The organism is Dissulfurispira sp. (assembly GCF_036745535.1).
In the GTDB taxonomy this organism is placed as follows: Bacteria; Nitrospirota; Thermodesulfovibrionia; order Thermodesulfovibrionales; family Dissulfurispiraceae; genus Dissulfurispira.
On sequence record NZ_DAIOFX010000008.1, the window covers coordinates 1 to 21,850 of the forward strand.

The window sequence follows — 21,850 nt, forward strand, 5'->3', positions numbered from 1 at the left end:
GGTTATCAGAGACCCTTCTATAGACATAATCCTTTAAATCGTTATTAAACCTCTTCATAACCTCCTGAGTCACATGGGTTGTTGACATCGCTTCGACAACAAACCCTCCTTATTGTCCACATTGGGGAGGATCTCGAACATCTTTGGACACAATGTATGCTTAATTTAATATAGTCGCCAACAGCAGATATCTGGGCCATAATGATCAGCGTTTTCTCATTGGCGTCTTCTATTACCCTGTTTTCAGGTGGAGATATATGAGAAGAGAAAAGATTACACAAAAGGTAAGAAGAATGAAACCAATGGCGAGGGTGAATTTTGTGCTGAGTGTAAGATTTCTTGGGAACTTACCTGTATTCCACATTGTAAAGCCTTTTCACCATTGCCCTGACGCCGTCGAAATCGCTGTCTTTTGCCTCCATGAATTTTGTGTAGCCTTTATCTATAGCCTTTAAGATAGAGAGGTCTGTTATTGAAATCAAAGCCTCCTTAATCCTTTCCACAAATTAATGATCGAGGTCCTTATTCACGCATATAGGGAATTGGGGTATCGGCTCGGAGATTTTAATCGCTACAATACCCTTATCCGCAAAATCAGATACAACAGATTCCATCATGCCGCCGGCATCGAACTCCCCTTTTAATACAGCATTTGCCACAATATCGTGTGAGCCGAGATACGCATACTGCGAAAGGTTATTGAGGGTAATCCCTGCCTCGGCAAGCATTGCCATGGGCACGAGGGTGCTGCCCGCGGACTTCTCGCTTCCAAAGGCAAATCTCTTTCCCTTGAGTTCGGAAACGGATTTTATACCGCTGTTTTTTGAGACCACAACAGCACTTTTGTAAGTGGGAGAGCCGTCTTTTGCAAAGTGGTTGGAGTCTGCGAAGATATCTGCACCCTGCCTGTGCCGACATCCTCGATAGCCTCCGTGTAATCTTTTCCAGCCTTTATTATGTAATCCATACCCAGTTTATTGTTCAGGTATGCAATAAGGGGTGCGTATTTCTTGTTCATTACAACGGCATTTTCAAGGGGAACGACACCGAAGAGATTCATTTTGAAACTTCCCACCTCCCTGAGCAGTTCATCGGAAAGGCGGCTCAGGTCAACGCTGGCTTCGGAGGCTTTTTTGTATTTTTTGTTGCCTCTTGTGTTATTACAGAAATCCTTTCCACATTGCTGGAAACCTCAGCAGTGGCTGCTGACTGTTCTTCTACAGCAGTTGCTATCTGCTGGATCGTATCCGAGACATTCCTTGAAGCGGTCACTATTTCTTCAAGGACGCTGGAGATTTTATTTGCAAATTCCTGAGCCTCATGGGCTGCTTTAACACCGTGTTCCATTGTTCACACAGCCGTGCCTGTCTTGTCTTGAAGGGACTTTATAACATCGGAAATCTCTTTTGTGGCCTTTGTTGTCCTTTCTGCAAGCTTTCTGACCTCATCTGCAACAACAGCAAATCCCCTTCCCATCTCTCCGGCCCTCGCAACCTCTATGGCTGCATTTAAGGCAAGGAGATTGGTCTGGTCGGCTACGTCTTCTATCAATGAGACAATCTCTCCTATGGATGCGGCTCTATCGCCCAACTCTGTAATAATCTTCGCAGAGTCCTCAACCGAGGCAGTAACTCTCCTCAGGCCTTCAACGCCTGAAAAAACGGTCTTTCCACCCTCCTCGGCTACATCCGATGCCCTTTTTGCCGATCCCGCAACTGCCTGGGTATTTCTTGCGACCTCATTAACCGTGGTATTAAGTTCATCCATTGCAGAAGCGATTTGTGAAATCTGGCTGCTCTGTTCTGATGCGCCGCCGGCCATCTTTGATGAAAACTTTGAGAGTTCGGTTGATGCCGAGGCTACCTGATTGGATGCGTTCAGCGATTGACCTATTACACTGTGGAGACGGCCTATAAAGGCATTGAATTGCTGTCCAAGCCTGGATATTTCATCATTGCCGGCAATCTCGATCCTTTTTGTAAGGTCTTTTTCTCCTGCAGCAAGGTCATCGATGGTTTTGGATATAAGATATATCTTCTTTCGAAGGGGAACCAGAATCCATGCGTCTCCTGCAATGAACACCAGAACTAAAATAATTGAAAGGCTTACGGATAAGAGGTTAAAACCGGAAATTACATTATAGGCACTAATAATTGCAACCAAAAAGATGCCTTAAATAATTTCCTTTTTGATAATGGCATCCAATTTCTCTCCCCTTGTTTTACAGTTTAGAATTTCCATACGGGTTTGTCAACAATATACATTTGAATTTATATAGCTGAAATGATAATATAGATGCAAAATAAACTGAGATGCTCGGGCTTGCTGATGCTATAGACGATGACTGAAATGATAATATAGATGCAAAATAAACAGAAAGACGAAATTTTTTAACTTTTCAACAATAATTTTTAATTTAAAAATGGCAAAAATTATTCCTTTCAGGGGAATCCTTTATAATCCGGCAAAGGTTTCAGGAGATGATGTAATAGCTCCTCCCTACGACGTCATTACATCCGAATACAGGGATGTCCTTTATCAGAAAAGCCCTTGCAATATCGTCAGGATAGACTTCGGAAAACAAATGTCAGGAGATACTGACAGCAGCAACAAATATACAAGGGCAAGGGATTTTTTCCAGCAGTGGATAAGGGAAGGCATACTTGTACGGGATGAAAAGCCCGCGTTTTATGCCTATGAGATTGACTACAGTCTGTACGGTGAAAACAAAACATTAAGGGGAATTCTTGCAATGGTTAAGATAGAGGAGCTTGGCAAGGGTGTTTATCCCCACGAGGCTACCCATTCAAAGCCAAAGGCTGACAGGCTGAACCTCATGAGGTCATGTCTTGCAAACATAAGCCCCATATACTCCCTTTACAACAGCCCTGAAAAGATTACATCCATGATTTTAGACGGCATAGAAGAAGCGCCATATATTAGTGCTCACGATGCGGCTGGAGCTGTACACAAGCTTTACAGGATATCTGAAGAGTCGAAGATAGATTCGATAATGAAGGATCTGTCCGATAAGGCTGTATTCATAGCAGACGGACATCACAGGTATGAGGTTGCCATGGAGTTTAAAAGGGAGATGGGGGAAGGCCCATGGGAATATGTGCTAATGTTCCTCGCAAATATGTCGGATGCCGGGATTACCATACTCCCTACCCATCGGATGGTAAAGGGGATAAAGAGGGAAGATGTTTTGGGCAGGCTGGAGCCTGACTTTGCTATACAGACCTGCGGACTTGAGTGCGATATTGTCGAGAGGCTTTCGCATGAAGGTAAAAATACGTTTGGTCTTTATCTGGGCAGCAATGAAAAATGGTATATCCTGAAATACAAAGGGACAGACCTTGAAGATGTGCCTTCTGTTTTGAGATCACTGGATGTCGTGGTGCTTCACGAGCTTATCATCAAAAAGGATTTAGGGATAATCGATGTCGCATATGAGATGGATATAGCCGAATCAATAAAGAGGGTGCGGAAGGGTGACTTTGACGCGGTATTTTTCCTCAATCCGACAGGTGTGGATGATGTGGAAAGGGTTGCACTGTCAGGGCTCAGAATGCCGCCCAAGTCTACATATTTTTATCCCAAGCTTTTAACCGGCATGGTTATTAATAAATTCATAGTCGATGAGTAGATGGGTAGATGGGTAGGTGAGGTTTTTAACTCATTCACCCATTCACTCATAATCTCATTGACACTAAAAGGAGGATACCATGGCAATAAGAGTAGCAATCAATGGTTTTGGCAGGATCGGAAGGAATTTTCTGAGGACGTGTAAGGGATACAGCGGTATAGAGATCGTTGCTATCAATGATCTCACAGATGCAAAGACACTTGCACATCTGCTTAAATACGACTCTGTGCACGGTATTTTTGATGCGGATGTAAAGGCAGGCGACGGCGCCATCACGGTTGACGGCAAAGAGATTAAGATTTCAGCAGAGAGGTCTCCTGAGAACCTTCCATGGAAGGCCCTGAATGTGGACATAGTCATAGAATCCACAGGCCTTTTTACAGACAGGGAAAAGGCATCAAAACATCTCGATGCAGGAGCAAAATGGGTTATCATTTCAGCACCTGCAAAGGAGCCGGATATAACTGTTTGCCTCGGAATCAACGAAGAAAGCCTCGATCCCTCAAAGCACAGGATAATCTCCAATGCCTCATGCACGACAAACTGCCTTGCTCCCATTGCAAAGGTGCTTCACAAAGAATTCGGGATCATAAGAGGACTTATGACTACAGTGCATTCATATACCAATGACCAGAGGATACTCGACCTTCCGCACAAGGACTTGAGAAGGGCAAGGGCTGCTGCTGTATCAATGATACCTTCGACTACCGGAGCGGCAAAGGCTATAGGCCTCGTATTGCCTGAGTTAAAAGGCAAGCTCGACGGGTTCGCAATAAGAGTGACCACGCCCAATGTCTCGGTTGTGGATCTCGTTGCTGAATTGAGCAAAGATGTGACTGCCGAGGAGGTCAATTCTGCCATGAAGAAATGGGCTGAAGGACCGATGAAGGGTATTCTCCAGTATGAAGAAGAGCCGCTCGTGTCCGTTGACTTTAACGGCAACCCTCACTCATCGATATTCGATGCCACCCTTACCAAGGTAATGGAAAACCGTATGGTTAAGGTCATATCATGGTATGATAATGAGTGGGGTTACAGCTCGAGATTGAGGGACCTTGTCCTTTACATAAGCAAGAAATAAAGGAGCTAATATGGCAAAGAAGAGTAATATACCCGTAGAGATAAAGGATATACTCGGCAAGCTTACAATAGAAGACCTTCAGATAAAGGGAAAGAGGGTCTTCATAAGGGCGGACTTCAATGTTCCCCTCGATGACAACATGGTTATTACAGATGATCGGCGGATTCGCTCCACTCTCCCGACAATCAACTATGCCATAGACGAAGGGGCAAGGGTAATCCTTGGGTCTCATTTGGGCAGACCGAAGGGAAAAGTGGAGCCGAGATTCAGCCTCGCACCCGTTGCAAAGAGACTTCAGAGGCTTCTTAACAAAGAGGTTATTTTTGCCACTGACTGCATAGGCCCTCAGGTGGAAAGCCTTGCATCAAAGATGAAAGACGGAGATGTGCTTTTGCTCGAAAACCTCCGTTTCCATCCCGGCGAGGAAAAAAATGAAGAGGCATTCGCAAAGTCGCTGTCAAAGCTCGCTGATTTTTACGTGAATGACGCCTTTGGAGCAGCACACAGGGCACATGCATCTACAGCAGGGATTACAAAGCTCCTTCCCTCTGCTGCAGGCTTTCTGCTTAAAAAAGAGATAGAGTACCTCAAGGGTGTTGTGGACAACCCTGTAAGGCCGTTCGTGGCCATACTGGGCGGAGCAAAGGTATCCGGAAAGATAGGGGTTCTGGAAAATCTTGCGGACAAGGTCGATAAGGTCATTGTGGGCGGAGGAATGGCATACACCTTTATAAAGGCAATGGGATACGAGATCGGCGATTCCCTTGTTGAAGACGATATGCTCGACCTTGCAAAGAATATAATGGATAAGCTCAAAAAGAACAATGTGAAGTTCTATCTCCCTGTGGACAGCGTTGTTGCCCAGAGCCTGGAGCCCGGGGCAGAAACCAAGATAGTCACCACACAGGAGATTACAAAGGGCTGGAGGGCGCTGGACATAGGCCCTGCATCTGTAAAGCTCTTTTCAGAGGCACTGCAGAATGCAAAGACCATAATATGGAACGGGCCAATGGGGGTATTCGAGATAGACGCCTTCTCCAGAGGTACATTCGCTATTGCCCATGCTGTTTCCGATGCCTATGCGCTGACAATTGTGGGCGGCGGCGACACGGATTTTGCAGTCCACAGGGCAGGGGTCAGCGATGCCATAACATTTATATCCACAGGCGGCGGTGCAGCGCTTCAATTATTGGAAGGAAAAGATCTTCCAGGGATATCGGCGCTGACCGATAAGAAATAAAAACGTTTAAAAAAGGCCAGCCATATGGCTGGCCTTTTTTAAACTTCTCCTCTAAGAAACCATTTCGAGTTCAGCATCGCATACCTTGTGCGGGAGCTTTTCGTTTGAGCATGAAAGAATGCCCCTCTTCACTTCTACAATAGACGGGTTCTTGCTCTCAAACCGGTCGATCAGATAATTGGCAGCGACTTCGGGTTTGATGATGTCTCCACAGGTAAATATGTCTACTGCAGCGTAACCGTATTCAGGCCATGTGTGTATGGAGAGATGGGATTCAGCTATAACCACCATACCGCTGATCCCGAAGGGATTGAACTCGTGGAATGATACATCGATAATTGTTGCCCTGGCCTCTTTTGCGGCTGAAACCAGTGCGTCCTTAACCTTACCTAAGTCTTTGAGAATCTCAGGATTACAGTCCCTCAATTCCACCAAAAGATGGGCACCTAAAGCATGCAATTCTCTACCCCCTTCAGTTTAGAATCGAAGGAGCAACCGCTCCTTTTAAGCTAAAAATAATACAGCAATCTGCGATTTTTTGTCAATAGACAGCAGACTTCGAAACGGTCTTCCTTTAATATTGCCATAAAAAGTTTCTGTTTGCTATAATATTTTCTCTTTTTAAGTAAGGCGGTGTAGCTCAGTTGGTCAGAGCATGCGGCTCATATCCGCAGTGTCCGGGGTTCAAATCCCTGCACCGCCATTAAATTATCCTAATATCCATCCATCAACAATCGATTCTCTTTTGACCTTGATTCTCCTATGCTCGTTACGTAGATCGCGGGTTTATCTACAACAGGGCATTTTGCCTCGCATATTCCGCAGCCTATGCAGAGTTCGAGGTCAACCCTCGGCTGCTGGACAATAAACTCTTTACCGTCTCTATCCTTTACCTTAGCCTTCTCAAACCATATCGCCTTTTTAGGAGTTGGACATACTTCCTCGCAGACTATGCAGGGCTTTGCATGGGCGTAAGGAAGACACCTACCTTTATCGATCATTGCAAGCCCAATCTTAACCTTCGCCTTTTCCTCAATTCCCAATCTCTTTATTGCGCCTGTTGGGCATACCTGACCGCAAAGTGTGCAGCGATATTCGCAGTAGCCTATCTTAGGAATAAGAATAGGAGACCATATGCCTTCAATGCCTGCCTCAAGAATCGTTGGCTGTAGCCCATTGGTTATGCATACCTTCATGCACTCACCGCATTTTACACATCTTTTGAGAAATTCCTTTTCTTCAAGCGAGCCTGGTGGCCTGATTAGCCGCGCATGGACAAATTCTGATTTTGAGAGCGGATTCGCCCTTAAAAGCGGGACTGCAATTATGCCGGATGCCATTGATGTAATCACACGCCTTCTTCCCAAATCCATTGCTGCAGCAGCCCGTTTTTTGAAAAACCCGAAGCTCACTGCATTCTGTGGGCATACATCATCACAGTTCCAGCAATAAAAGCACTCTGTATCTCTCCATTCCTCTTTTTTATCAGGAGATGCATTTCCCTGGCAGACATTGTCGCATGCACCACATGAGGTGCACCCCTCGCTTACAGACCTTTTGAGAAAGGAAAACCGAGAAAGGATTCCCAGAAATGCACCGAGCGGACATAAATACCTGCACCAGAATCGTTTTTCAACAAGGTTCAATCCGAGGATTAGAAGAAATAAAATGCCGATGAATGCACTCTGGACATAGAATGGCTGCTGAAAAGAGAGGACACTTTTTTTAAGAACAGAGTATATGGATTCTGAAACATTCACAATGCCTTTAATGTCAGAACTGTATATGCTGTCAAATACAGCCCTCGTGCTGTAATTGAATAGAGGATAGATGCTCACAGATAGAGACCTTATGAGCAGTGATATGGGATCCATTATTCCGACAAGCTGAAGGGAGAATATAGATGACACGAGCAGGAATATCAGGATGTAATATTTCACTCTGTACCAGTCTCTGTCAATGGCATTGGAGCGCCATTTTTTAAAGGAACCCACAATATTATTCAGCGTTCCCAAAGGACAAACCCATCCGCAGAATACCCTGCCGAAGAGTATTGTTGCAATGATAGTGATGATAGACAGATAGAATGCCTTTGCAGCAGCGTGTGCAGAGAGGATAGTGGTTGTCAGGATAAGAGGATCAAAATCAAGAAATATTTTTACGGGATAGCCGAGCTCGTCTTTTCCCTTTGACTCGGTCTGAAGAAAAAGGAACAGGAATAAAATTAAAAATATTCCCTGAGAGAATCGTCTGAGATTCTGCATCAATCAGCCTGCATAAAGGCAGGACATAGTATTGAAGCGACTTCGGCAGCCCAAGTGTAGCCATGGATGGCAAAGCGGGCTGGCGCAGCTTCGGAGACAGGCTCAGATGCCTGTCGAGAATGAAGCGGAAATACTATGTCCTGACAAATTAAACATATACTTTAAAGTTTAGATATTTACCTTTTTTATCTTCAATTTTGAAATATCCATTTTGCCGAGTCCGTATTTATCCGCAATTCGCACATATCCCAGATCGCTTCCTTTCATTCCGAAAAGAGTAGCGCCGAATGAATCAACAGCAACCTGATCGACGCCAACTATAACCGTATCGAGTTTTTTGACATCATCGAGATCTCCTCCCTGAGGACCGTTTGCAGTAAGTATTCTCACCGCATCGAGGATGGTGAGTGTCGGCTTAATAAACATCGAAAGGTCAACGAGACTCTCGTCGAGCTTCTGGTGTATCTGCCTCCTTGAGCCTCCCATCACGCCCATCCAGTTTTTCATAGACATGGTCAATTTTGCTAAACTGTGATGTTTTGCCACAGGGATATTTATTACCTTGTCCGCCTCAAATATATCCGTGTAAAGTGGCCATGACTTCATTGCCTTGCCTTTTATGTCCATCTCCTTGAATTTCCTCTCATCCACATAGTTTACCTCTGCACCTGCTGCCTTTGCAGCATCTGCAATACCGCTCTGCACATAGCACCTTCTCGGGTCATTAACTGTCCTGTCAAAGACCTTCACTTTCTTTGCACCTGCCTCATAACACATCTTAACCACTTCTGCAACCACTTCGGGATTTGTATTAGCTGCCTGCTCAGTGGTTCTGTCCCATGCCATGTTAGGCTTGATAACGACAATGTCGCCCCTTGATATAAATTTTTTCATCCCTCCCATTGCATCGATAGCCGCCCTTGTGATCTTTGAAGGTGATGCACCGTGAGCAACAGCAAGGTCAGTCTTATCTGCCGCCTCTATGTTGTCGATAAATGTGCCTATGAAGGTCGGCATCGAAAGCCCTGCTGCTGCGATTGCCGCTGATTTTATGAATTGCCTTCTGTGCATATGGGACTCCTTTCAGGGGAATTTATATTTAAAAATATAGCATTTTTCAGAATTTAGCACAATTTAATGATCGTCAGTCGGCAAGGATGAATCTCTTCCGTTCAGGAGCTAAGTTTTGACATGGATGACAGGTGTGCCGAAAAGTCTTTAATAGCGATACCTCAGCGCCGAACCCTCGCGCCGTTTAAGGGCAACTTCTGCATCACATATACATTAAATAGAAAAACAGGCATCTAATAATCTCATCGCATTATTAAAGACTTTGAGGTATGCCTGCCATCTATGATTATGCCTAAAAATTATTCAGCGGACACTCTTCGCAAAGCGGTTTCGGCTTGCAGTAATCCTTACCTACTCTTACAAACAGGGCATGAAATTCATTGAACAACTGCAAGTCCTCGTCCAATTCCTTGTGAAACAGCGTTTGATACTCCTCATACGATGCATTGTAATCCAGAACTTTATGCCTTGAAAGAACTCTTTTCGTATAGGCGTCAATTACAAAAACAGGCTTATCAAGGGCATAAAGAAGTATCGAGTCCGCTGTCTCCGGCCCGATTCCATGAACATCCAGAAGTTTTTTTCTAAGGGGATACATATCCTCTTTTTTTATCTTCTTCATGCTGCCATTGTAGTTTTCTATTAAAAAATCTATGAATGACTTCAGCCTCTTTGCCTTTATATTGAAATATCCGGCAGGCCTGATAAGAGAGGCGAGTTTTTGAATTGGCAATTCATGTAATGCCTTTGCTGATAATACCTTTGCATCTTTGAGATTCTTAATAGCCTTTTCGACATTTGACCAGTTGGTGTTCTGTGTAAGTATTGCTCCTACAGCAATCTCAAAAGGGGTATCTCCCGGCCACCAGTATTGCGGGCCATAGAAGGAGTAGAGTTTGTTATAAATTTTGATAAGGGGTTTCATAAATATATTTACTGATATCCAGCGATAAGGATAAATCTCTTTCGTTCAGAAGCTCTGTTTTGACAGTTCTAATACTCCTTGCGCTACAGCCGCAAAACTCACCCTTCGGGTTCAAACACTTGCGGCTGTTTAACGCTTCAGTCGCAAAGAACTGTTACCAAAACATCGCTATTCACTTCAGAGACCCATCCTTATCGCTGGATTTGGAATTTAAGTCATTGCACCGTTTTCGTCATTCTATACACAAACGCCAGTATCTCTGCAACTGCCCTGTATAGCTCAGGCGGAATCTCCTGATAAAGGTCGAGTGTTGAAAGAACTTCCACAAGCTGAGGGTCGTCCTTTATAGGTACATTATGCTCTTTTGCTAATTGCAGAATCCTTTCTGCAATTTTTCCGCTCCCTTTTGCAACAACCTTTGGCGCCGCATCCTTTTTGGCATCATACCTTAATGCCGCTGCTTTTTTGCGTATATCTGCCATAACTAAACCTTAATATTTACCTGATTCTCAAAGGATTCGGGCCTCTCAAACTGCTCCAAAGATGCGTCATTACTATCCAAAACATTCACTGCCTTAAGATTTAAACCCCTCGCGATGAATGAATCCTGCAGCTCTTTTGCATTGTTGTTGAGAATTGCCTGGAATGCGGGGTTTTCTGCCCTGAAAGAGACAAGGAATTCTTTGTTATACATCATCACCATTACTGAAAGTTTCCCGAATCTTTCGAGGTCGAGATTAATCCTGCAAGAGTAAGATATTCCTTTTGCATCGCTCCGTCCGCGCTTGAAAGATACTTCTCCATCCTTTAACTCCTGCCAGTTGATGGGCAAGAACGTATAAAATGAGTCTGTTGTTTTCGATAATACCTGAAATGTTTCGATGTCTTTGATGAGCCCATCAATAACCCTGACAGCGATTTCTCTCTGGGTAGGTGTAAGGTCTGCAGTGGGAAAACCTTTTAAGGTCTCCTTGCCGTCTTCTACAACAAGCTGCTTTAACTGAAGCAATCCTGCCTTCAAGTCTTTTTTAATGGCTGTCATGTCATGCTGTAGTGGTTGTTTCTGCTCATGCGTCACAGCATCTTTACCCTGAGGCAATATTGTTACTTCTTCCTGTCTTCCTGCTTCTGCCTTCAGACTTCCCGAATATTCCATCTGTTGAAACATCTCAACAATGGCCTTTAGCTTTGCCTCAAGGGCAACGCCTGTATCTTGCAAAATGCCTTTCATTGGAGTCTGCAGGAGTTTTTCTATGCTGACCGTCAAATCTTTTGTAAGATTCTGCACAAGGGGATGATTTTTTATGCCTTCAGGAAGCTGGCTTATAAAATTATCAAGCCTTGTCTGTATGCTCTGCCCTGTTATTTTCAGACTTGCCTGCAAGAGATTTTGAAGCTGCATCCTCACTTCTTTGGGCAGGGAATTAATGTCAGAGGGCAGTGCCTTCAGTATTTCGGAATTAATGTTTTGAAGTTTGGAAGTGAGTGAATCAGCTTCTTTTCCGCATACAGCAGAGTTTTTAATGTCTGAAAGGCTGTTTGTCAGTTCCTGAATGAGTTTTGGAATCGGACTCTCTTTAAGGTTGAAAGAAGGCAAAGTCATTTCCTGCTCTTTAGCTGATTCAGGGGTATAGCCCATGAACTGGAGCTTTAAATCCTTGCCTTCGACCGGCAGGTCGGTTACCTTAAAGAATGCGATTGCGCCTTTTTCCAGCGGGATATCTGTCTTTGCTGTAATGAAGTCACCCTTGACTTTCAGTGTTACCCCGCCTGTTGGCAGCATATCTATCACCTCTGCCTTTACTATCTCGCCTAACTTGAGCGATATGGCTTTCCCTGTAGGCTTTTCGATGGATATGAATGTGTTGTCAAGGCCTGTAATCTTGAAATTAATCATGTCTAATTCTATTATATCAATTATAAGTTAATGAGTATATGTGTGAATGAGTAAATGAGTTAATGGATTTTACTCATATACTCATATACTCATTTGCCCATTTACGAAAAGGAGAAATTATGCTTGATGCAAGATTTGTGAGAGAAAACATCGATGTTTTAAAAGGGGCTCTAAAAAAGAGGGGATACGAAATCGGCCTTTCGGAATTTTTATCTTTTGAGGAAGAGAGGCTCCGGCTCCTCAAGGAATCCGAAGAATTGAGAAACAAAAGGAATGTCGTGTCTGAAGAAATAGGAAAGCTGAAAAGACAGGGACAGAATACCGATAGCCTTGTCGCTGAGATGAAAGGTGTTTCCGACAGGATTAAGGATATAGATGAAATTCTCAAGGGAATAGAGGAAAAGACGAATTCCTTTTTGCTAAACATACCGAATATTCCACACGAATCTGTCCCTGTTGGCAAGGACGAGACAGAAAACGTAGAAGTAAGGAAATGGGGAACGCCGAGGGAATTCGATTTTGAACCTCTCAATCACTGGGATATTGCAGAAGCCCTCGATATTATTGATTTTGAGAGGGGTGCAAAGATTGCTGGAGCAAGGTTCGCTGTAATGAAAGGCCTTGGTGCCAGGCTTGAAAGGGCATTGATGAATTTCATGCTTGATTTGAACACATCAAAGGGCTATAAGGAGATATTCCCACCGATACTCGTAAACAGGGAAAGTATGACAGGGACAGGTCAATTGCCTAAATTTGAGATGGAGCTTTTCAAGACAGTAGACCCTGAGTTTTATCTGATACCAACAGCAGAAGTGCCTGTAACGAATATCCACAGGGATGAGATACTGCGAGAAGAACAACTGCCCGCTTATTATACTGCATATACGCCATGTTTCCGGAGAGAGGCTGGAGCCTATGGTAAGGATGTGAGGGGATTAATCAGGCAGCACCAGTTCAATAAGGTTGAGCTTGTGAAATTTACAAAGCCGGAAAACTCTTATGAGGAACTGGAAAAACTAACAGCAAATGCAGAGGATATACTGCAGAAATTAGGGCTTCCTTATCGCGTGATCGTCTTATGTACAGGTGACATGGGCTTTTCGTCAGCAAAGACCTATGATATAGAGGTATGGCTTCCGGGACAGCAGAGATATAGGGAAATATCCTCATGCTCAAATTTTGAGGATTTTCAGGCAAGAAGGGCGAATATAAGATTCAAGCGTGAGGGTAAAAAAGGAACGGAGTTTGTGCATACCCTCAACGGCTCAGGCCTCGCCATCGGAAGAACTCTTGTCGCAATACTTGAAAACTACCAGCAGAAGGATGGCACGGTTGTTGTGCCTGAGGCATTAAGGCAGTATATGGGGGTGGAGGTTATAAGGTAATCTCTCTTTTCACGATACCATTGATTTTGCTTATAGTTCCTGTTTTTATGATAGAATAAATCATTCTAAGCAGGAGGACAAAATTATGCTGAACGCTTATACCGCAACATATACAAAAATTCCTTCCGGCTATATAGGGCAGCTAATAGATTGGCCGGAGGTCATTACAGAAGGAGCGACTTTGGAAGAATGCAGAGAAATGCTCAGAGACGCCCTTCAGGAAATGATTGCAGCCTATAAGCAGCAAAACAAGGAGATCCCGTCAGGCAAGGCGTTGATAGAACAAGTGCCGGTTGAGGTTTGAATGTCGGTTAAACGAGCCGACCTGATTAAATATCTTGAGGAAAACGGCTATTATCTTTTGCACGAAGGGGCAATCACTCTATTTATACCAACAACGATAAGACAATCCCCATAAAAAGACACAATACCATAGACAGAATAACTGCAAATGCGCTCTGCAAGCAGGCTGGATTAAAGCCCAAGTTTTAATTTTTCTTTATTCGTCTCGTTTATTTTCGAAATATATTCCATCAATAGAAATATGCTGTTTGCTCTTTTGTAAATCACGTCAAGAATATCTTCGAGTTTTTCGAATCTATCTTCGAGTGAACTATCCACAAAATCTTCTTCAGCCTCCTTAATGGCCTGAAGGACTTTGATTCCTGCTGGTTTCTGCTCTAAATAATCCTTCCATATGCCTTCTGCTAATAGAAGCGTCCCTAACAATAATTTCCTTATTTCTGTCGCCTTTTTTCAAACCCTGTTAATCTATCTTCATAAGATGCATCCTCAAACCATGCCATATTTAACCCCTCTCATAAAATAAAGTACACGACCAGCGCGCCTGCCATTATTATTGCGCATCCGGGGATGGTCTTTCTGTATATCCCTGCAATGTCTGCCTTGAAATACTCTCTTGTGAGCACAAAGCAGAGATGGACAGGAGAGAGCAATACGCCTACAAATCCGGATGCAAATGCAAAGGTTATCTGGTTGAGATGCGCCCCTCCTGCAAGGCTCAGCAAAAGAGGGAACGTGCCGCCAACAAAGCCAACAGTTATGCCTGTTAGGAGCCCGCTTATAAAGGGGAGGATGAAAAGGATGGGAAGAATGGGTATTCCCTTTTCTGTAAAATATTGACTCAGATGGGCTACGGCTCCTGAGTTCTCCATGGTAAATTTAAAAAGCATCGTGCCGAATACGATGACAATAACATCAGGTGTAAACCCATGTCTGATGGCCCTGAATGCCTCTTTGGGGCTGAACCTGTAAAACACTAAAAGCATTAATATGGTAAAGCCGAGGGCATAATGTAGTTCTATATGCATCGCCATGACCATTATGAGGATGAGCGTTACAGGCAGGAAGCTCCAAAGTGGTGAATGAGTGGATGAGTGGATGGGTGAATGGGTGAATTTTTTATATCTGTGCATCTCCGCATCTTTTATATTTCTCATGCTGAATAAAAAACCAGTGATAACGATAAGAATGGCGTAAGTCATATTTGCTAATATCAAACTTCTGAGCTCGATCTTTGTTATGGCTGAAGCAAGGAGTATTCCAGGGTACAGCGGCAGTATATATTCCCAAGGATGCCTGAACCAGTAGTTTATAAAACCCTTTTCTTCAGGCGGCATCTTAAGACCTTTTGTCGATTCATCAACCATTGGCGCAGAGAAATAGGCGCCTCCAAGGGATGGCAGCAATCCTATGAGCATGGGCATCGAGATTATAACAGCCTTTTTTCTTTTTAAGAGGTTCCTCGATGCCTCCATCATCTTTGCCAATACCTGTCTTTCCCTTAAGATTAATTCCAGCGATTTTATTAATGTGAGCGCAAAGAAGAGCTTTATTGTAACAGTATCTGTAACAGTGGATTTAATCGTTGATAATATTGTTGGAATTGGCATGAGATAAAGAATTGCCAATAGTCCTGAGGCAAGAAGTAAAACGTATCCTATATTCCACTTCAGCCTGAGGAATATGAGGATTGCTGTAAATACAATGGCAATTTTCAGTATATCGAGCATCAGAAATTATAACATTTTGTCTTTTAACCTATGTTTTGGGTATACTTATTTTTATGAAGAAGATAGCTGTTATAGACGGGCAGGGCGGCGGCATAGGGAGCCTTATAATAAAGGGCTTGCGGGAAGAATTCGGGGACAGCATAGAGATTATAGCCCTTGGAACAAACTCCACTGCCACGAGCTACATGATGAAGGCGCGGGCAAATAAAGGGGCTACAGGCGAAAATGCTATTATATGGAATGCAGGTAAGGTTGATACCATCACAGGCCCGTTGAGCATTGTTCTGGCAAATGGGATGCTCGGGGAGCTAACGCCAAGGATGTCCGAGGCAATAGCATCGTCGCCTGCAAAAAAATTTCTGATCCCATTGAACCAGGAAGGGGTGGAAGTAATAGGAATCATAAAGGAGCCTCTTCCTCATTTAATAGAAAAGCTTATAGAAAGAATCAGGGAATTGGTGGATGAGTAAATGAGTGGATGAGTAGATGAGTTTTTACTTATTAACTCATTCACCCATATACTTATTAACTCATAATACTCATCAAAAGGAGGACTTGTATGTGTGAGGCAAATGCGTATATTTATAAAGACGGCAAAGAAGATCTCTACCTCGAAAACGTTGACGTCCTGATACCCGAAGGCAGCAAGATTTATCTCAGAAACCTCTTTGGTGAGCAAAAAACATTTGAAGGGTATGTCAAGGAAATATCTCTGCTCAGGCATAAGATAGTTCTGGAAGAAGCAAAAGAGTAGAAAACCTAAATGCAGATATAAGAAGAGACTTATACTTATATCTGCATAATGAATTCATATGAATTGGCGACTTATAGATTCCGGCCCTTGCGATGCCGCATACAACATGGCACTCGATGAGGCTATTGCAATCTCTGTAAGAAACGGAGAAGCGCCTCCAACCCTTAGATTATATGAATGGGAAGCTCCCTCGGTAAGCCTCGGTTCTTTCCAGAAGGTAGTCGACATTGATATTGAATACTGCATAAACAATAACATTCCTGTTGTCAGAAGGCCAACCGGAGGCAGGGGAATCCTTCATGGAGATGAGCTTACATACAGCTTTTCTGCAAGGAATGAAGGAGATTTTTCAGGAGGTCTTTTAGAAACCTATCGTAGATTGAGCATTGCATTTCAATCAGCACTGCATCAAATGGGCTTGAATGCGGCAATGAAAATGGAAAGGGAATCAGGAACGAATCTTACGCGGAACCCCCTCTGTTTTAAATCCACATCATATGGTGAGATAAGCCTTGACGGAAGAAAGCTCATGGGCTCGGCGCAGAAGAGATGGAACGACGGATTTCTGCAGCAGGGATCAATACCCTATTCCATAGATTATGAGAAAATCACTTCGGTTTTTAAAACCAGCACTCCAACACTCCAATACTCCAAGCAGGAAATTATTGGGCTTAAGGAATTAATTGCAGGTTTCGATTCCGGAGGTTTTAAGGAAGCGATCAAATCATCTTTTGAAAAGACCTTCAATATTACCCTTGCTGACTCTCATCCGTCCTCTCAGGAGCAGGAGCTTGCCCTTCTTCTATTATCCGAGAAGTACCAGAATCCTCAATGGACTCAGGGGACGGCAAAGAATATCCGGTCTTGTAATAATAGTGAAATATCGAGGAAAGCATTATAAGGCTCACATAACCCTGTATGACATACGTGATGAGCTGATACGGCAGTGATAGTATAGGACCGATTATCGGTATCAATGTGAACGGCGAGCCAATTAGAATAACTAAAAATCCCACCATCATATATCCAAGCAGCAGAACAACGTAAAAGCCTATTGAAGAAGGCCTGGAATAAATGTACTTCGCAGTTTCCTTTATTGTTTCCCATGCCCTTGATCTATGAAATGCCAGATGGGCGATTCCGTATGTGGTTATTGAAAGCGTGACTATTATCAAAAATACGCCTACAGAAAGAATTACCAGGGAAAAGAACATGCCGAGGAACAGGGCAAGTGTTGCCTCCCTGCTCTTTGCCATTTCAATGATTGCTGATGCACCGCCGCCGAGAAGTCCGAGCATGAAAGCAAGGGTTATAAATGCAATACCGATTATGGTTGAAAAGAAAGATACAGGGAAGAAGAAATTCCTGCCTTCTGCAAAAAATGCCTTAAGGTTAAATCTACAGGCTGCATCTATAATATTATTTTTTAAAACACCTATTGTCCCGCTGATGGTGAATATCCATAAAACAATAATGAATGCGAGGTATATGAGAAGGCTCAGTATTACCACTATCGCCATGGCAAAATATTTACTTAACAGTTCTGCAGACCCCTTGAATGCGCTCACCAGATCCTTGAGCCTCAGGATTTCTGTGAGGTCGAGTCCGAACATGATAAATGCGATGGCAATGGGTATCCCAACGATGGTGAAAAAACCTATACAGCTCAGGAGCATGGATGCAAACTGGATGAGTATCAACTGCCAGTTTTTATGGACAGTGCGTATGCCTTCTTTTATGGTAGAGAGGTAAGACATTTATCAATGTTTGGCGTGAGGGATCTTCTTTGCGATTTTTTCATGGGAGATTCCCACGATCGAAATCCCTGACTCTTCCGCTTCTTTAATCAGCCGTTCCCTGTTCACGATCATGCTCCTCTGCGCTTCAACTGCAATGACCCTGGCCCTTACTTCAACCATGGACTTAAGCGTGTCGAGCCCTATAACAGGAACATCGAGCCTCATGTCCTGGTGCGGTTTGGAGACCTTAATCACTACAGCCCCTTCTCCTGAGAGTTTTCCTCCCCGGAGTATTGCCTCATCAGTTCCCTCTATTGCCTCCACTGCCATCACAGCCTGTCCTTTCACAACAACAGTCTGACCGATATCCAGCCTGCCTATTTCCTTTGCTATCCTCCAGCCGAACTCTATGTCCTTCCATTCGTCCATTGCTGGAGGGTCGTCTGTCAGCACACCCTCAGGCGTGAGGAGGTGAGGGCTGAAGGTCGGAGTGTCTATTACATGGATGCCCTCTTTTTCGAGCTCCTTTGTTATTGCATTGAGTATGGAATCGTCGCTTTTGTCCTTGAGGGAAAAGAGCAGTTTCACTGCCCTCAGGTCAGGTGTGAGCTTCGATTTGTAGAGAAGGGTTTTTGAGACCTTCCCTGCCATAATTGCCTCTTTTACATCAAATTCCTTCAGGGTGTCTATCAATTCGCCCAATTTCCCCACATTAATCCATTTTATTTCATCGGATACCCTGTTGAGGTCAGGTGAAGCAAGATTTTCGAGGGCTATGGTAATGACCTTAAAACCGCGCTCCCTCGCATCCCTGGCTATTATCTTAGGGAGATCTCCTGTTCCAGCAATAATGCCTATCTGCATATTCCCCGTTTATTTTTTTCTATGAATTCCAGCAGATGTTTTATTTCAGGGGTTTCAGGCAGCTCCGATTTTATCTTCTTCAATGCCTCTTTCAATGTCCGCTTTTCCCTGAAGAGGATTTTATATGCCTTTTTGAGGGTATTGATGGCCTCATCAGAGAAGCCGTGCCTTTTAAGACCTATTACATTCAGTCCGTACAATTTTGCCCTGGCTCCAGATGCCATGGTATACGGAGGTATGTCCTGTCCTATACCGCTGAAGCCTCCTATCATAGAATATGCGCCTATACGTGTAAACTGATGAACAGCCACAAGCCCGCCTATTACTGCATAATCCTCTACATGAACATGGCCTGCAAGGGTGGCTGCATTTGCTATAACCGTAGAATTGCCGATTTTACAGTCATGGGCTATATGCACGTATGCCATAAGGAAATTTGAATCTCCTATTTCTGTAAGTCCATCTCCACCAACAGATGCCCTGTGAATCGATGAATATTCCCTGATGATATTCTTCTTCCCGATCTTTACCCCGGTCTTTTCGTTTTTGTATTTGAGGTCCTGAGGAGGAACCCCGATAGTCGCAAAAGGATGAATTATGCAGCCCTCTCCTATTTCCGTACTCCCTTCGACAACTGCATTGGAAATGAGCCTTGTCCCACTTTTTATTACAACCCCTTCGCCTACCGTACAAAAAGGGCCTATATGAACATCTTCATCGATATCTGCCTTTGAACTCACAATTGCCGTCTTGTGTATATCCCTTGACATTAATCCTCCTATCTCTCTATGCGGCAACCATGGCGGTGAATTCAGCCTCTGATTTTAACTGGTCGCCGGCAAAGGCATTGCCGGAAAACTTCCATACATTACCTCTTTTGTGAATAACCTGTACCTCCAACCTGAGCTGATCGCCAGGAACTACAGGCTTCCTGAACTTTACCTTTTCGATGCTCATAAAATAGACGTTTTTTCCTTCTGCTCCGGATTTAAATGCCATAATTCCTGCTACCTGAGCCAGCGCCTCTACAATTAACACCCCTGGCATTACAGGATTATTCGGGAAGTGTCCCTGAAAAAAGGGCTCGTTAATAGTCACATTCTTGATCCCTACTGCCCTGACTCCGGGTTCAAACTCCACGACCCTGTCAACAAGCAAAAAAGGGTATCTGTGAGGAAGTACGGAAAATATTTCTTTAATGTCTACCATTTTCCCTCCTGACACTAAGTTAATGAGTAAATGGGTTCATGAGTTTATGAGTAAAAACATTTCACTTATATACCCTTTTGCTCATTAACTCAGCTACTCACTTACTCATTAGCTACTTAATTTTTTCTTCGAGTTCTTTTATCTTTTTATGTAATTCAGGCAGCTTCGCAAATACTGCCATTGCTTTTAACCACTCCCTGTGCGGCATTGGCAGTATCCCTGAATATACGTTCCTCTTCATTTCTCCCATGGCGCCGCCTTTTGCCCCTATCATTGTGCCGGCTTCTACGGTGGTATGGTCAGCAACGCCAACCTGACCGCCGAGTATCACCCCATCTCCTATTTTAGAGCTTCCGGCTATTCCCACTTGAGCTACTAATATAACATTTTTACCGACAGTTACGTTATGACCTATCTGTACGAGGTTATCTATTTTTGTTCCTTTGCCAATGACGGTATTGCCGGTTGTTGCCCTGTCGATTGTCACATTGGCGCCGATCTCAACATCATCTTCTACTATAACACCGCCGACCTGCGGTATTTTCTGGTGCATGCCCTCTTCAAAGACATATCCAAAGCCGTCTGAGCCGATGACAGCATTTGCATGAATGATGACCCTGCTGCCTATGGCAACACCTTCCCTGATTGTCACATTCGGGTATATCAGGCATTTCTCTCCAACACTGCTGTTCTCGCCGATAAATGCACCGGGATAAATGACTGTTCCGGAGCCTATATTTACACCATCAGATATATATGCAAATGGATAGATCGTGACATCCTGCCCCATAATGGCAGTGTCGGATACAAAGGCATTTTTGCTGATACCCGAGCATGGATGAGGCTTTACGTAAAATCGGGATAAAAGTTGTGCGAATGCATAATGAGGATTTTTTACAATTATCTGCGGTATTTCCAAACCTGCGACAGGTCTTTTTACTATGACCGCCGACGCTCTGCTGCTTTTAAGCTCCTTCAAAAGTTTTGTGCCGGATAGAAATGTAATGTCTCCCTCTTTTGCATCGGAAATACCGGCAGCACCTACTATCTCAACATCCTCGCCTCCAATAATTTCTCCACCGATTAAATCTGCGATTTCTTTAAGCTTCATTTCATCTATTTCTTGCCTGCCTTTGACTCGTTATACCTCTTTATCACCTTGTCCGTAAGGTCGAGGGATTTGTTTGCGTACAGTACAAGGCCTTCAGCATGCTCCAGTATTAAGGTGTATCCCTCCTCCTGGGCGATCTTGTTGATCATTTCCCTTAAATCCTTAAGTATCTCCCCTGTTAATTCTCCCTCCTTTTTTTTGACCTCTGCCTGGGAATCAACCACTATTCTCTGGTAATCCCTGATAAGGCGCTCCAATTCCTCTTCCTTTGCCTTTTTTGCCTCGGGAGATATGATGGCTGCCTGTCTTTCAAGCTCTGTCCTAAGCTTTTCGATATTCTTCCCCCTTTCTTCTATAGATGCCTGTTTGGACTTTATCAATGACTCGAGATCGGTCTTTGCCCTTTTGCCTGACTCTGACTCATTTAGTGCCTTCAGAAGGTCAACAATGCCGACCTTGAGCGTCTCTGCATCGGATGTCTTTGGAATCATGCCTGCTGCAAGCAGGCAAAGCTCCACGAGTATAACAACCAGAAATTTTTTCATTTTATCCTCCATTTTTAGTTAATGAGTAGATGAGTGAATAAGTGAATGAGTTAAAAACCTCATCTACCCATCTACTCATTTAC

Annotated in this window: 24 protein-coding genes, 1 tRNA gene and 2 pseudogenes; 10 read left to right on the forward strand and 17 right to left on the reverse strand. The window is 43.8% G+C overall.

The annotated features are described in order from the left end of the window. Nucleotides 1-347 precede the first annotated feature (347 nt). From V7L97_RS03055 to V7L97_RS03070, 4 genes and pseudogenes are all read right to left on the reverse strand, one after another. Nucleotides 348-503, reverse strand: a complete 156-nt coding sequence (locus V7L97_RS03055) for a hypothetical protein (protein ID WP_333653321.1) — start codon at nt 501-503, stop codon at nt 348-350. Nucleotides 504-506: 3 nt separating this feature from the next. After that, nucleotides 507-1,060: pseudogene (locus V7L97_RS03060) on the reverse strand (PhnD/SsuA/transferrin family substrate-binding protein). 44 nt (nt 1,061-1,104) lie between these two features. Beyond that, nucleotides 1,105-1,347 carry a hypothetical protein gene (locus V7L97_RS03065; protein WP_333653323.1) on the reverse strand — a complete coding sequence of 81 codons (243 nt, stop codon included), beginning with the start codon at nt 1,345-1,347 and terminating at the stop codon, nt 1,105-1,107. 3 nt (nt 1,348-1,350) lie between these two features. Further along, nucleotides 1,351-2,163: a methyl-accepting chemotaxis protein gene (locus V7L97_RS03070; protein WP_333653325.1), complete on the reverse strand. Its 813-nt coding sequence runs from the start codon at nt 2,161-2,163 to the stop codon at nt 1,351-1,353. Between the two features lie 259 nt (nt 2,164-2,422). Here V7L97_RS03070 and V7L97_RS03075 point away from each other — a divergent pair, with 259 nt between their 5' ends. The 3 genes from V7L97_RS03075 to V7L97_RS03085 all read left to right on the forward strand — a co-directional run bounded on the left by V7L97_RS03075 (nt 2,423) and on the right by V7L97_RS03085 (nt 5,970). After that, nucleotides 2,423-3,649: a DUF1015 domain-containing protein gene (locus V7L97_RS03075; RefSeq protein WP_333653327.1), complete on the forward strand. Its 1,227-nt coding sequence runs from the start codon at nt 2,423-2,425 to the stop codon at nt 3,647-3,649. Nucleotides 3,650-3,728: 79 nt separating this feature from the next. Beyond that, on the forward strand, nt 3,729-4,730 hold the full coding sequence (gap, locus tag V7L97_RS03080) for a type I glyceraldehyde-3-phosphate dehydrogenase (RefSeq protein WP_333653329.1): 1,002 nt from the start codon (nt 3,729-3,731) through the stop codon (nt 4,728-4,730). 10 nt (nt 4,731-4,740) lie between these two features. Next, entirely contained in the window at nt 4,741-5,970 is a 1,230-nt protein-coding gene (locus V7L97_RS03085; protein ID WP_333653330.1) for a phosphoglycerate kinase, read from the forward strand. 51 nt (nt 5,971-6,021) lie between these two features. On the opposite strand, the gene speD is transcribed toward V7L97_RS03085, so the two are convergent. Continuing rightward, nucleotides 6,022-6,429: an adenosylmethionine decarboxylase gene (gene speD / locus V7L97_RS03090; protein ID WP_333653331.1), complete on the reverse strand. Its 408-nt coding sequence runs from the start codon at nt 6,427-6,429 to the stop codon at nt 6,022-6,024. A gap of 170 nt (nt 6,430-6,599) precedes the next feature. On the opposite strand from speD, the gene V7L97_RS03095 reads away from it, so the two are divergent. Continuing rightward, a tRNA-Met gene (locus V7L97_RS03095) sits at nt 6,600-6,673 on the forward strand. 10 nt (nt 6,674-6,683) lie between these two features. Here V7L97_RS03095 and V7L97_RS03100 read toward each other — a convergent pair. The 5 genes from V7L97_RS03100 to fliK form a co-directional block, all read right to left on the reverse strand. Then, the gene (locus tag V7L97_RS03100; RefSeq protein WP_333653332.1) at nt 6,684-8,234 is read right to left on the reverse strand and encodes a 4Fe-4S binding protein; all 1,551 of its coding nucleotides are present in this window, start codon (nt 8,232-8,234) and stop codon (nt 6,684-6,686) included. Nucleotides 8,235-8,402: 168 nt separating this feature from the next. Continuing rightward, nucleotides 8,403-9,305 carry a DUF362 domain-containing protein gene (locus V7L97_RS03105; RefSeq protein ID WP_333653333.1) on the reverse strand — a complete coding sequence of 301 codons (903 nt, stop codon included), beginning with the start codon at nt 9,303-9,305 and terminating at the stop codon, nt 8,403-8,405. Nucleotides 9,306-9,597: 292 nt separating this feature from the next. Then, entirely contained in the window at nt 9,598-10,230 is a 633-nt protein-coding gene (locus V7L97_RS03110; protein ID WP_333653334.1) for an endonuclease III domain-containing protein, read from the reverse strand. A gap of 215 nt (nt 10,231-10,445) precedes the next feature. Next, nucleotides 10,446-10,712, reverse strand: a complete 267-nt coding sequence (locus V7L97_RS03115; protein WP_333653335.1) for an EscU/YscU/HrcU family type III secretion system export apparatus switch protein — start codon at nt 10,710-10,712, stop codon at nt 10,446-10,448. A gap of 2 nt (nt 10,713-10,714) precedes the next feature. After that, nucleotides 10,715-12,127, reverse strand: coding sequence for a flagellar hook-length control protein FliK (gene fliK, locus V7L97_RS03120; protein WP_333653337.1), 1,413 nt, complete (start codon nt 12,125-12,127; stop codon nt 10,715-10,717). A 119-nt stretch (nt 12,128-12,246) separates the two neighbouring features. On the opposite strand from fliK, the gene serS reads away from it, so the two are divergent. The 3 genes and pseudogenes from serS (at nt 12,247) to V7L97_RS12855 (ending at nt 14,004) form a co-directional block, all read left to right on the forward strand. Continuing rightward, nucleotides 12,247-13,512 (forward strand): serine--tRNA ligase, encoded by a 1,266-nt coding sequence (gene serS / locus V7L97_RS03125; RefSeq protein WP_333653338.1) that lies wholly within the window; start codon nt 12,247-12,249, stop codon nt 13,510-13,512. 85 nt (nt 13,513-13,597) lie between these two features. After that, a complete protein-coding gene (locus tag V7L97_RS03130) occupies nt 13,598-13,816 on the forward strand; it encodes a type II toxin-antitoxin system HicB family antitoxin (protein ID WP_333653340.1) in 219 nt (72 codons plus the stop codon). Further along, nucleotides 13,817-14,004 (forward strand): annotated as a pseudogene (locus V7L97_RS12855) (type II toxin-antitoxin system HicA family toxin). Here the strand turns inward: V7L97_RS12855 and V7L97_RS03135 are convergent. Further along, nucleotides 13,987-14,241, reverse strand: a complete 255-nt coding sequence (locus V7L97_RS03135; protein ID WP_333653341.1) for a hypothetical protein — start codon at nt 14,239-14,241, stop codon at nt 13,987-13,989. The pseudogene V7L97_RS12855 and the gene V7L97_RS03135 overlap by 18 nt on opposite strands. Nucleotides 14,242-14,330: 89 nt before the next feature. Then, nucleotides 14,331-15,545, reverse strand: a complete 1,215-nt coding sequence (locus V7L97_RS03140; RefSeq protein ID WP_333653342.1) for a DUF401 family protein — start codon at nt 15,543-15,545, stop codon at nt 14,331-14,333. Between the two features lie 53 nt (nt 15,546-15,598). Between V7L97_RS03140 and V7L97_RS03145 the strand changes: the two genes are divergently transcribed. The 3 genes from V7L97_RS03145 (at nt 15,599) to V7L97_RS03155 (ending at nt 17,200) form a co-directional block, all read left to right on the forward strand. Next, nucleotides 15,599-16,015: a DUF3842 family protein gene (locus tag V7L97_RS03145; RefSeq protein WP_333653343.1), complete on the forward strand. Its 417-nt coding sequence runs from the start codon at nt 15,599-15,601 to the stop codon at nt 16,013-16,015. A gap of 89 nt (nt 16,016-16,104) precedes the next feature. Continuing rightward, nucleotides 16,105-16,299: a CooT family nickel-binding protein gene (locus V7L97_RS03150; RefSeq protein WP_333653344.1), complete on the forward strand. Its 195-nt coding sequence runs from the start codon at nt 16,105-16,107 to the stop codon at nt 16,297-16,299. A gap of 58 nt (nt 16,300-16,357) precedes the next feature. Further along, on the forward strand, nt 16,358-17,200 hold the full coding sequence (locus V7L97_RS03155) for a lipoate--protein ligase family protein (RefSeq protein WP_333653345.1): 843 nt from the start codon (nt 16,358-16,360) through the stop codon (nt 17,198-17,200). Nucleotides 17,201-18,059: 859 nt separating this feature from the next. Here V7L97_RS03155 and V7L97_RS03160 read toward each other — a convergent pair. The 5 genes from V7L97_RS03160 to V7L97_RS03180 all read right to left on the reverse strand — a co-directional run bounded on the left by V7L97_RS03160 (nt 18,060) and on the right by V7L97_RS03180 (nt 21,767). Next, nucleotides 18,060-18,902, reverse strand: coding sequence for an LpxI family protein (locus V7L97_RS03160; protein WP_333653346.1), 843 nt, complete (start codon nt 18,900-18,902; stop codon nt 18,060-18,062). Beyond that, complete coding sequence (gene lpxA / locus V7L97_RS03165) at nt 18,893-19,672, reverse strand: acyl-ACP--UDP-N-acetylglucosamine O-acyltransferase (RefSeq protein ID WP_333653348.1); 780 nt, start codon at nt 19,670-19,672, stop codon at nt 18,893-18,895. Before lpxA ends, V7L97_RS03160 begins: the two co-directional genes overlap by 10 nt. Before the next feature lie 16 nt (nt 19,673-19,688). Beyond that, nucleotides 19,689-20,111 (reverse strand): 3-hydroxyacyl-ACP dehydratase FabZ, encoded by a 423-nt coding sequence (gene fabZ, locus V7L97_RS03170; RefSeq protein WP_333653349.1) that lies wholly within the window; start codon nt 20,109-20,111, stop codon nt 19,689-19,691. Between the two features lie 112 nt (nt 20,112-20,223). Next, on the reverse strand, nt 20,224-21,222 hold the full coding sequence (gene lpxD / locus V7L97_RS03175; protein ID WP_333653350.1) for a UDP-3-O-(3-hydroxymyristoyl)glucosamine N-acyltransferase: 999 nt from the start codon (nt 21,220-21,222) through the stop codon (nt 20,224-20,226). Between the two features lie 5 nt (nt 21,223-21,227). After that, nucleotides 21,228-21,767: an OmpH family outer membrane protein gene (locus V7L97_RS03180; RefSeq protein WP_333653352.1), complete on the reverse strand. Its 540-nt coding sequence runs from the start codon at nt 21,765-21,767 to the stop codon at nt 21,228-21,230. Between the last annotated feature and the right edge of the window lie 83 nt (nt 21,768-21,850).

Excerpts from the sequence above, each read along its gene's own strand:
- V7L97_RS03145 (WP_333653343.1), top strand. The coding sequence starts at position 15,599 with ATGAAGAAGATAGCTGTTATAGACGGGCAGGGCGGCGGCATAGGGAGC.
- V7L97_RS03100 (WP_333653332.1), bottom strand. The coding sequence starts at position 8,234 with ATGCAGAATCTCAGACGATTCTCTCAGGGAATATTTTTAATTTTATTC.
- fabZ (WP_333653349.1), bottom strand. The coding sequence starts at position 20,111 with ATGGTAGACATTAAAGAAATATTTTCCGTACTTCCTCACAGATACCCT.
- V7L97_RS03085 (WP_333653330.1), top strand. The coding sequence starts at position 4,741 with ATGGCAAAGAAGAGTAATATACCCGTAGAGATAAAGGATATACTCGGC.
- V7L97_RS03140 (WP_333653342.1), bottom strand. The coding sequence starts at position 15,545 with ATGCTCGATATACTGAAAATTGCCATTGTATTTACAGCAATCCTCATA.
- V7L97_RS03115 (WP_333653335.1), bottom strand. The coding sequence starts at position 10,712 with ATGGCAGATATACGCAAAAAAGCAGCGGCATTAAGGTATGATGCCAAA.
- V7L97_RS03110 (WP_333653334.1), bottom strand. The coding sequence starts at position 10,230 with ATGAAACCCCTTATCAAAATTTATAACAAACTCTACTCCTTCTATGGC.
- V7L97_RS03160 (WP_333653346.1), bottom strand. The coding sequence starts at position 18,902 with ATGCAGATAGGCATTATTGCTGGAACAGGAGATCTCCCTAAGATAATA.
- lpxA (WP_333653348.1), bottom strand. The coding sequence starts at position 19,672 with ATGTCAAGGGATATACACAAGACGGCAATTGTGAGTTCAAAGGCAGAT.
- fliK (WP_333653337.1), bottom strand. The coding sequence starts at position 12,127 with ATGATTAATTTCAAGATTACAGGCCTTGACAACACATTCATATCCATC.
- V7L97_RS03155 (WP_333653345.1), top strand. The coding sequence starts at position 16,358 with ATGAATTGGCGACTTATAGATTCCGGCCCTTGCGATGCCGCATACAAC.
- V7L97_RS03180 (WP_333653352.1), bottom strand. The coding sequence starts at position 21,767 with ATGAAAAAATTTCTGGTTGTTATACTCGTGGAGCTTTGCCTGCTTGCA.
- lpxD (WP_333653350.1), bottom strand. The coding sequence starts at position 21,222 with ATGAAGCTTAAAGAAATCGCAGATTTAATCGGTGGAGAAATTATTGGA.
- V7L97_RS03105 (WP_333653333.1), bottom strand. The coding sequence starts at position 9,305 with ATGCACAGAAGGCAATTCATAAAATCAGCGGCAATCGCAGCAGCAGGG.
- gap (WP_333653329.1), top strand. The coding sequence starts at position 3,729 with ATGGCAATAAGAGTAGCAATCAATGGTTTTGGCAGGATCGGAAGGAAT.
- V7L97_RS03075 (WP_333653327.1), top strand. The coding sequence starts at position 2,423 with ATGGCAAAAATTATTCCTTTCAGGGGAATCCTTTATAATCCGGCAAAG.
- serS (WP_333653338.1), top strand. The coding sequence starts at position 12,247 with ATGCTTGATGCAAGATTTGTGAGAGAAAACATCGATGTTTTAAAAGGG.
- V7L97_RS03150 (WP_333653344.1), top strand. The coding sequence starts at position 16,105 with ATGTGTGAGGCAAATGCGTATATTTATAAAGACGGCAAAGAAGATCTC.
- V7L97_RS03130 (WP_333653340.1), top strand. The coding sequence starts at position 13,598 with ATGCTGAACGCTTATACCGCAACATATACAAAAATTCCTTCCGGCTAT.
- V7L97_RS03065 (WP_333653323.1), bottom strand. The coding sequence starts at position 1,347 with ATGGAACACGGTGTTAAAGCAGCCCATGAGGCTCAGGAATTTGCAAAT.